General features: G+C 67.3%; 10 protein-coding genes, 1 tRNA gene and 1 pseudogene. 8 read left to right on the forward strand and 4 right to left on the reverse strand.

The features are described 5' to 3' along the window. Positions 1-122: 122 nt before the first annotated feature. Positions 123-216: transfer RNA gene (locus G4G93_RS20040), tRNA-Ser, on the reverse strand. A gap of 112 nt (positions 217-328) precedes the next feature. On the opposite strand from G4G93_RS20040, the gene G4G93_RS20045 reads away from it, so the two are divergent. The 6 genes from G4G93_RS20045 (at position 329) to G4G93_RS20070 (ending at position 6,350) form a co-directional block, all read left to right on the forward strand. Then, the gene (locus G4G93_RS20045; RefSeq protein ID WP_060850293.1) at positions 329-1,825 is read left to right on the forward strand and encodes an integrase arm-type DNA-binding domain-containing protein; all 1,497 of its coding nucleotides are present in this window, start codon (positions 329-331) and stop codon (positions 1,823-1,825) included. 326 nt (positions 1,826-2,151) lie between these two features. Further along, a complete protein-coding gene (locus G4G93_RS20050; RefSeq protein WP_060850294.1) occupies positions 2,152-3,948 on the forward strand; it encodes a DEAD/DEAH box helicase in 1,797 nt (598 codons plus the stop codon). Position 3,949: 1 nt separating this feature from the next. Then, the gene (locus tag G4G93_RS20055) at positions 3,950-4,234 is read left to right on the forward strand and encodes a hypothetical protein (protein ID WP_060850295.1); all 285 of its coding nucleotides are present in this window, start codon (positions 3,950-3,952) and stop codon (positions 4,232-4,234) included. Positions 4,235-4,304: 70 nt separating this feature from the next. Further along, the gene (locus G4G93_RS20060; RefSeq protein WP_145984730.1) at positions 4,305-4,634 is read left to right on the forward strand and encodes a hypothetical protein; all 330 of its coding nucleotides are present in this window, start codon (positions 4,305-4,307) and stop codon (positions 4,632-4,634) included. 70 nt (positions 4,635-4,704) lie between these two features. After that, positions 4,705-5,220, forward strand: coding sequence for a DUF4365 domain-containing protein (locus G4G93_RS20065; protein WP_060850297.1), 516 nt, complete (start codon positions 4,705-4,707; stop codon positions 5,218-5,220). After that, positions 5,217-6,350 carry a hypothetical protein gene (locus G4G93_RS20070; protein WP_060850298.1) on the forward strand — a complete coding sequence of 378 codons (1,134 nt, stop codon included), beginning with the start codon at positions 5,217-5,219 and terminating at the stop codon, positions 6,348-6,350. The genes G4G93_RS20065 and G4G93_RS20070 overlap by 4 nt, the downstream gene beginning before the upstream one ends. Before the next feature lie 68 nt (positions 6,351-6,418). On the opposite strand, the gene G4G93_RS20075 is transcribed toward G4G93_RS20070, so the two are convergent. From G4G93_RS20075 to G4G93_RS20085, 3 genes are read right to left on the reverse strand one after another with little or no spacing between them, the layout of a single operon-like run. Next, entirely contained in the window at positions 6,419-6,700 is a 282-nt protein-coding gene (locus tag G4G93_RS20075) for a hypothetical protein (protein WP_060850299.1), read from the reverse strand. Then, a complete protein-coding gene (locus tag G4G93_RS20080; RefSeq protein WP_165086600.1) occupies positions 6,697-6,867 on the reverse strand; it encodes a hypothetical protein in 171 nt (56 codons plus the stop codon). The genes G4G93_RS20075 and G4G93_RS20080 overlap by 4 nt, the downstream gene beginning before the upstream one ends. Next, entirely contained in the window at positions 6,864-7,115 is a 252-nt protein-coding gene (locus G4G93_RS20085) for a hypothetical protein (RefSeq protein WP_060850300.1), read from the reverse strand. Before G4G93_RS20085 ends, G4G93_RS20080 begins: the two co-directional genes overlap by 4 nt. A gap of 310 nt (positions 7,116-7,425) precedes the next feature. Here G4G93_RS20085 and G4G93_RS20090 point away from each other — a divergent pair, with 310 nt between their 5' ends. Together G4G93_RS20090 and G4G93_RS20095 are read left to right on the forward strand one after the other, a co-directional pair. Beyond that, positions 7,426-7,740 (forward strand): hypothetical protein, encoded by a 315-nt coding sequence (locus G4G93_RS20090; RefSeq protein WP_165086602.1) that lies wholly within the window; start codon positions 7,426-7,428, stop codon positions 7,738-7,740. Positions 7,741-7,846: 106 nt separating this feature from the next. Next, a pseudogene (locus G4G93_RS20095) lies at positions 7,847-8,030 on the forward strand (IS21 family transposase); the annotation flags it as partial.

The following is an 8,030-nucleotide window of genomic DNA, read 5'->3' on the forward strand; positions in this document are numbered from 1 at the left end:
CACCCGGCGCGTGATTCACCGCTTCGGCAGGGTTCCTGCAGATCCAGGACCTCAGCGGTGCGAGGCTCCCGCGCGTGGCATGAGGAGGCCGGCTAGGCCGCTATACACGTGAGGGAAATTCGTGGAGCGGGTGAAGGGAATCGAACCCTCGTATTCAGCTTGGAAGGCTGTATTGCCGAGATTGCGCCCTCTCCGAAAACTGTTAACCACATTCGCCAAAGCCCTGATTGTACTACCGTTTTCCCGCCATCTGCGCAATCGGCCGGCTTGAGCCCTTCGCGGATCAGTCGTTGTATCCCCGTTGTATCCCGGGGGGACCGAGCCGCCGATGCCCAAGACTGCCAGCCGCGGGACGTACGCCCGCGAGCGCCTGCACCTCACCGCCGACGTCATCCGCAAGGCGCGCTCGATGATAGCCGCCGGCCGGTTCGAGGGGCGCGGGCACGAGTTCCTCGACACGTCCTGCCAGGGCCTCACGCTTCGTGTCACGAAGGCATCCGGGACCTGGTACCTGCGAACCCGCGCCGCGACCGTGCGCCTCGGCCCGATGGAGGATCTGCCGGTGGCGGCCGCTCGCGAGGCCGCGCTCCGGGCCCTCGTCGACCTCAAGGCCGGCCGCAAGACCGATCCCCTCGACCTCTACGTGTTCGCCGACGTGATGAAGCGCACCGGCGACTTGGACGTCGCGATCGACGCGGGCTTCCCGGAGGTCGTGATGGAGCAGTCCGACGAGGACCGCCGGCGGCGCGGTCCGTGGCAATGGCGCGACCTCGTCGAGGAATTCCTGGCCGAGAAGGTGAAGGGGCTGAAGCCCGGGTACGGTCCGAAGTACAGCGCCTATCACCGCGGATCCGAGTTCGACGATCTCTGGCACATGTACGTCCGGGACATCGAGATATCCGACCTTGAGAGCTTGCGGGACGCGGTCGCCGACAACCGCACGGTGTCGGCCGCGGCGCGCGTCGTCCGGCAGAACCGCGAGATGCTGACATGGGCGTGGAGCTACCACTCCACCCGCTCCGGCCTTAGCGAGTTCCAGCATACGTGGTGGGATCGGTGGTCGATCCAATATCAGTCGGGAACGCGCGAGCACACGCCGACCGTGACCGAGCTCGTCCGGACCCTCCTGATGGCCGAGCGGCATCTCACGCTCGGCGGCACGACGCAGGAGACGAGCCCCGGCATGTTGGCCGCGCTCTGGGCCGTCGTTCTGACCGGTCAGCGCACGGGCCCCCTAACGAGCACCCGGTGGGACGCGGTCATCCCCATGCCGGATCGGCCCGGGTGGCAGGTGTGGACATGGAGCGGGGCTATGATGAAGGGCGGCAAGAACGGCGGCCGGCCCCACGCCCTACCGATCCCGCCCGGCGCGATCGAAGCGATCGCCCGGCAAGGCGCGCCGGCGGGTGGCGAGTGGATCTTCCCGAGCCGAGCCGAGGGTAAGCCGATCACCCCCACGGGCATCAACCAGTTTTTCTACCGCCTCCAGGGCCGGATGAAGCCCGGCAAGGGGACGGCCGTGACGAAGCGGCATAATGGAGACCTGTTCGCGGCGTACGGGATCCGCGTCTGGAGGCCCCATGACGCTCGCCGGGCCATCGCGACCTTCCTCGACGACGAGGATCTAGGTGGCGCCGCATCGGCGATCCTCGCCCACAGCCGTGGCAAGGCGTCCGAGGAGGAGGCCAAGGTCGAGGATATCACGCGCCGAGTCTACGCGAAGGCGCAACGTCTCGACCTCAAGGCCAGGGGGATGGAGCCGTGGGTATCCCATGTCCTCGCGGCCTACGAGCGGGAGAAGGCCAGGTTCAAGCCGATCGCCTAGGGTCCCTCCCCTGCGCCAGCACACTAGAAACCGCGTGCGTGCAGCCTAAATTAATTTTTAAGAACACATCGTACTAGTCATTATATAAACCTGACTGCCTTACCATTGAATATATAGAGACATCTGATAATATAGATAAATACTGAAACGCGGAATGACATTACGTTCTGCGGGGCGGTCGGCAACATGCGAGCCGGCTCGCGGCCGGACGTTAGTAGCATCACGAGAGTAGCCCGTCACAAGTGGTGGACAGCCGGATCCTCGTAGTTTCCGCACGACGAGACATCTGTATTCTGTATTTCCGTCCCCGTTGATTCGGTGCGCCCTTGCCCAGTCCGTTCGCCGACCGTCAGCCATCCATCGCCGACAACTTGCGCATCCGCACACCGCAGAAGGAGGCTTTCGAGGAGATCGAGGCGTTCGCCACCGAGGGTGAACGGGAGGCGGGCATCGTCCTCCCGGTCGGCTGTGGGAAGTCGGGTACGATCACGCTCGCCCCGTTCGCGTTCGGGTCGGAGCGAACGCTGGTCGTCGCGCCCAACGTTGCCATCGCCAGGCAGTTGGCCGCCGACTTCGATCCTGCGTCGCCAGACATGTTCTACCAGAAGTGTGACGTCCTACGCGGTCCACCCTGGCCGGAGCCGGTCGAGATCCGCGGCCGCACGTCGAACCGCGCCGACCTGGATGAAGCGCACGTCGTCATCACGAACATCCAGCAACTCCAAGGGGCGGACAACCGCTGGCTCCAAGACCTGCCACCCGACTACTTCGACCTGATCCTGTTCGACGAGGGCCATCACACGGTCGCGCAGAGCTGGAACACCCTCAAGGCGGCCTTCCCGCATGCCCGGATCCTGAACTTCAGCGCGACCCCTCTCCGGTCGGACGGGCAGCTCATGTCCGGCCGCATCATCTATTCCTACCCCGTCGTCCGCGCGATCCGAGAGGGCTACGTCAAGCGGCTGAAGGCCGTGGTGCTGAACCCGCGGACCCTTCGGTACGTCCGGCAGGAGGATGGCGTCGAGGTGGACGTGAGCCTCGAAGAGGTCCGTCGGCTCGGCGAGACCGACGCCGACTTCCGTCGCGGCATCGTAACTTCGCAGGAGACGCTGACGACCATTGTCGACGCCTCGATCCGAGAGCTACAGCGGCTGCGCCGGGAGAGCGGCAACCCATATCTGAAGATCATCGCGTCGGTACTGAACTTCACTCATTGCAGCCAAGTCGTGGCGGCGTACCGAGCGCGTGGACTGCGGGCTGACTACGTCCATTCTCGCGAGGACGCCGCGGCGAACGAGCGCGTGATGGGCCGTCTCCAGGCGAACGGCATCGACGTCATCGTCCAGGTGCGCAAGCTCGGCGAGGGCTTCGACCATCCCCTGCTCGCCGTGGCGGCGGTCTTCAGCCTGTTCGCAAACCTATCACCGTTCGTGCAATTCGTTGGGCGCATCATGCGGGTTGTGGAGCAGGGTGCGCCTGACGCGCCCGTGAACCGCGGCGTCGTCGTGTTCCACGCCGGCGCGAACATCGCATCACGTTGGACCGATTTCCAAGCCTACACCGAGGCAGACCGGGACTACTTCGACCAGTTGCTGCCAGTCGAGGGTCTCGACTTCGGCCACGGCGACGAGATCGAGATCGAGCCGGCGCCGCGGGACTTCCCCGACCAGGTCGACGTCCGGGCGCAGGGTGGTATCGACCTGCAGGAGATACCCCTGATCCGGGACAACCCGGAGGCACTCGACCTGCTTCGCCAACTGCACGCCCAAGGGTACAGCACCGAGCAGATCTCAGAGGCGTCGGCGGAATTGGAGGCCGTGCCAACGACCCGGGCGCGGGAGCGGCAGGCGATGCGCCAATCCCTGGACATGCGCATCCGGACCGAGGTGGGCCGCATCCTTGGCGCACGCGGCCTGCGTCATGACGGCAGGGACCTCGACCGCCGACACCTCGGGAAGACGAACTTCGTAATACTGAAGGGTGCTCTCGACCGCCAGGCCAACGTGGCGGCGGGACGGGGCACCGGTCAGAGGAGCGAGTTCAGCCGCCAACAGCTGGAAGCCATCGAGGCCGACTTCGACGCCATCGTCGCACGGGCCGTGGCGGAGGTCATCGGTGCCTAGGGTGCGATCCCTCGTCGAGCGGATAAGCTTCGACCGGGCCCTACGCGCACACGACTGCCAGGCCAGCGCGAAGCACCGGGTCTCCAAGGGCGAGCTACGGCTGAAGGTCAGGAACGGCCGAAGCTGGGATCACTACTGCCTTGCGTGTGCTCAGCAGATCCTGCGGAAGGACGTGGCATACCTGCAGATGATGCTGGACGTGGCGGCTGTCCCTGGTCAGGTTCTCTTCGCCGAGGAGATCCCGGCCGATGGCGTCCAGGCGCTGCCGGCCCCGCCAGACGCCTGACCTCTGCACCCGCCCGGGCTTGCCTCGGGCCGGCCGGGGCCCGAGGATGCCTCCCTTCATGGAGGCGGCATTGAGCGATCTGAGGGAGCAGGTCCGGGTGGGGACGCTTAGGCGGATGCGGGAGGCCCTCGCCGACGTGGACGCCCGGCTGGAAGGTCTCCGCGCCGAGCGCGTACGCCTGGTCGCCTCGATAGACGAGGTGGAGGGGCAGCCGCCAACCCTGGAGCCCACCCTCCTCGCGGCGGTCCGCCTCCGCGCCGACGGCGCCCTGGTCGTCTCCGCCCCGGGGACACCCCCAACCCGGATCGTCGCCATCCGGGTGAAGCGCGCCCGCGCCGCGGCGCAGAGGGTTGCCGAGCTCGTCGAGGAGGCCCTCGTCGAGAGGGATCGCCAGCCGTAAGACGCCCCCTGGACTCCCCTAGACTGCGTGGTATGCCAACAGGCAAAGACGATCTCGCCGGGGCGGGGATTTGATTAGTCGCGAGCACACCCAGGAGGCCCTGTCGCTCGCGTACGTCCATGCTCTGGCCGGTCGCGCGGGGCTCAACATCGCTGCCAGGGCCACCTTCGATTACGGGATCGATGGCTACTTCTATCGAGTGAAGATGCGTGGGCGGGAGCGTGTCGAGACAGGAGCCCCCGTACGCTTCCAGATGAAGGCCAGCGTAGATTGGCAGCACAGGGACGGACATGTCGTCTACGACCTGGATGCCCGCGCGCACCGGACTATCGCTGAGCGAGATCCTGAGGGTGTCATGACGATCCTCATCCTCCTCTGCTTGCCGCGCGACGAAAATCAATGGCTGACTGGGTCCGAGACCGAGATGTACCTGCGGCACTGCTGCTACTGGTATCGGACGGAAGACCCGCCAACTGAAAACCCCTCGAAGCAGCGCATTCGGATCCCGCGCGCCAACGTGCTGACACCCGACAGCCTCCAGGGCATCATGACGCTCGCCCGCGAGGAGGCCCTGGCAGGCCGATGACCAGCGAGCCCGATGACATCGAGCGTGTCCCGCTCGGCTCCCTCAAGCGCTACCTGGCGACGGCCGGGTGGCGCAGGCACGCGCTGCGGAGCGGGCTGGAGCTCTTCGCCCTCGGCCCCGAGGACGACGAGATCGAGATAATCCTGCCCGGCACATCGCATGCCCGAGACGCTCAGGTCCGGATCGGTCAGGCCCTCCGGACACTGACCGCGCTCGAAGACCGGGACCGGACCGCGGTCGTCGCGGCAATACGGGCCATCAGCTACGACCTGATCAAGTCCCGCCTCCCCGACTCGGTCATCCGGCACGACACGATCAAGCTCGGCACGGCCGAGGAGTTCATCCGGCGCATGGCCCGGCTCCTCGCCGCCTCCGCCCACGCTGAGCTGCACGCGAGCGCCTACTTCACCTGCGTCGATGGCGTGGCCCAGCGCTACGCCGAAGAGTGCCGGTTCGGGCACACGTTCCGCGGCTCATTCGGTTTCACGGTCGAGAGCCCGGTCGGCCCGAACACGATCATGCCTGGCGAGGCGGCTCCCCCCGCGCCGCCCCTTGAGCGCCGCACGGTGCAGCGGCTCGCACGCGGGTTGCGCCTCATCGAGGGAGCGATCGCCCACGAGGACCCCAGCGAGATCGTGCGGGGCTACGAGGTCGGGCTCAACGCTAACGCCTGCGAGGAGCTCGCGGCGCTGGTCGAGGTCCCGCATGCCGGCGAGGTCCGGCTCGATATCGTCTTCTCTCCCGAGTGGGGCGTGCCTGAGGACGTCGGTGCGGCCCCCTCGTTCGAGATCCGGCACGCGCTCTCGGCCGAGATCATGCGGGAGGCGGCCAAGGCCCTGCGTCACTCCGACGACGAGCGGCGCCGCACGATCGTTGGCCTCATCCGCACCCTCCACTCGAACGAGAACCCGAGCGACCTCTTCAGCATCTCGGGGACGCAGGATGTCATCGTCGAGTGGGCCAGCGAGGAGCACGGGCTCATCCGCGTGCGCGTCTCGCTGCCCCCTGAGGAGTACCTGCAGGCCGTCGACGCCCACAAGACGGGGCGGATGGTCTCGATCCATGGCGAGCTCAAGCCGCCGGGCCGGTTCTGGCGCCTCGAAAACCCGAGGGATTTCACCCTGCTCTGAGCGGCTAGGCCCGCCTCACCAGGGGCCATAGGGCGCCCCGCCCCGAGGGTGGGCGCGCTTGCTCACGGTCAGCTCCAGAACGATCCGCAGGCCGGCAGGCCCGCCGGCTTGGCCTTCTCCCGCGCGCGGGCGGCCATCTCCGCCAGTTGGCGGGCCTCTGCCGCGAGGGCCCTGCACTCGCGGATCGCCCGCAGTCCCGCCTCCCGCACCTGGGCGGCCATGGCGTCCGGATCCCCGCCCTCGTCTATGATCTCGGCATGGAGATCCTCCGGCGTCATCGCCAAGATCGCGTCCACGCAGAGGTCATCGAGGGCTTCGAGGAACTCGGTATCCGTGAGACGGCGGCTCACCGGCGGCGCCCCTTCTTCTCCGACGCCTCGACCGAGGCGAGCAGGCGGACGATGTCGAAGTCGCGGCGCGGCAGGCCCTTCTCGATGAGGGCGACGAAGCCCACGAGCATGACGGCGGCGAAGAGGACACCGGCAGACGCCAGGATAATGAGATCGCTCGCGCTCACGCGTGCCCCCCGTCCATGAGCCCCCGGCCGACGAGGATCGCGTAGACCGCCCCGGCCTGCTGCAGCGTGGAGAGGCCGTCCGCCTGCGCCTTGGCGAGCACCTCGCGGATGACCTCCAACGGCGCTGGCTCGGCGGCCTGCTCGACCGGCGGGGCCCACAGCGGGGAGCGGGGGAACCGCGCGTGGAGGCGGGCCCGAAGCTCGGGCGGCACCCCGCCAGCCGCCGCGACTGCTACTGTGTGAGCCATCCCGCACCCCGTCCTGTGATCCCCGGCTCGATTTTACACGATTTGCCGATTCGCCACTGGACTCTGACCAAAAAATCGCGCAGCCGCCCTGATTCGTAGGGTCACCCCGCTCTGCAATCCGGCCAGGGAAAAGTTCACCAGTCGGAGAGAGGCCGCTTGCGGGGAGGCCCGGGCCCCGGCATCGTGGCCATCCACTCGAACGGGATACCCCCGCCGATGCCTGCTCGCCTGAAACGGAAGAAACCCGCCGCCGCCTGAGCCACCCGCTCGGCGTGCCCACGCGCGTCCCGTTTCAGAGAGCACTCCCCCGATGACGTTCACTGCCTATCGCGAGGCCTCGGCTATCCGCGCCCTCATTCTCGACCCGTCGCCGATCTCCGGCCCGCGCGAGCCCAGTCGGCCCCTGACGCTGCAGCAGCTGCAGTTCGGCGGGGAGTTCCTCCTGTGGGACGCCCGCGCCGACGTCGAGTGCCGGCTCGCGATCCAGGCAGTGTTCACGAAGCCTTGCGCAGGGACGGCGCTGCGGGCCGAGCGAGCCCTGCTCGCGGCCTGCGAGAAGAAGGGCTCGCCAGAGCATCTCGCCACGCCGCTCTACGACGCCGCGCAGCTCCTGCCGTGTGATTAGGCGTGGAATAAGGACCCCGTTTCCGGGGTGATCGGCGTCCAAACGGGCCCCCCAGGATACTTCATCCAGACTGCCTCCCGCACTCGGAACGGGAGGCTCGCGGAGGATGTTGGTCGTGGAGACGGTCGCGAAGATCCGCCGCGCGTACTTCGTGCAGCATAAGCCGATCAAGCAGATCTGCCGGGAGCTGAAGCTCTCCCGCAAGGTCGTCAGGAAGGTGATCCGCTCGGAGGCAACCGCCTTCCGCTACACCCGCAGCGTCCAGCCTGCACCCAAGCTCGGGCCCTGGC

Origin of the sequence: Methylobacterium sp. DB0501, assembly GCF_011043735.1 — a bacterium.
Classification (GTDB): domain Bacteria; phylum Pseudomonadota; class Alphaproteobacteria; order Rhizobiales; family Beijerinckiaceae; genus Methylobacterium; species Methylobacterium alsaeris.

Coding starts and splice junctions, on each gene's coding strand:
- G4G93_RS20045 (WP_060850293.1), top strand. CDS start 329: ATGCCCAAGACTGCCAGCCGCGGGACGTACGCCCGCGAGCGCCTGCAC.
- G4G93_RS20070 (WP_060850298.1), top strand. CDS start 5,217: ATGACCAGCGAGCCCGATGACATCGAGCGTGTCCCGCTCGGCTCCCTC.
- G4G93_RS20085 (WP_060850300.1), bottom strand. CDS start 7,115: ATGGCTCACACAGTAGCAGTCGCGGCGGCTGGCGGGGTGCCGCCCGAG.
- G4G93_RS20090 (WP_165086602.1), top strand. CDS start 7,426: ATGACGTTCACTGCCTATCGCGAGGCCTCGGCTATCCGCGCCCTCATT.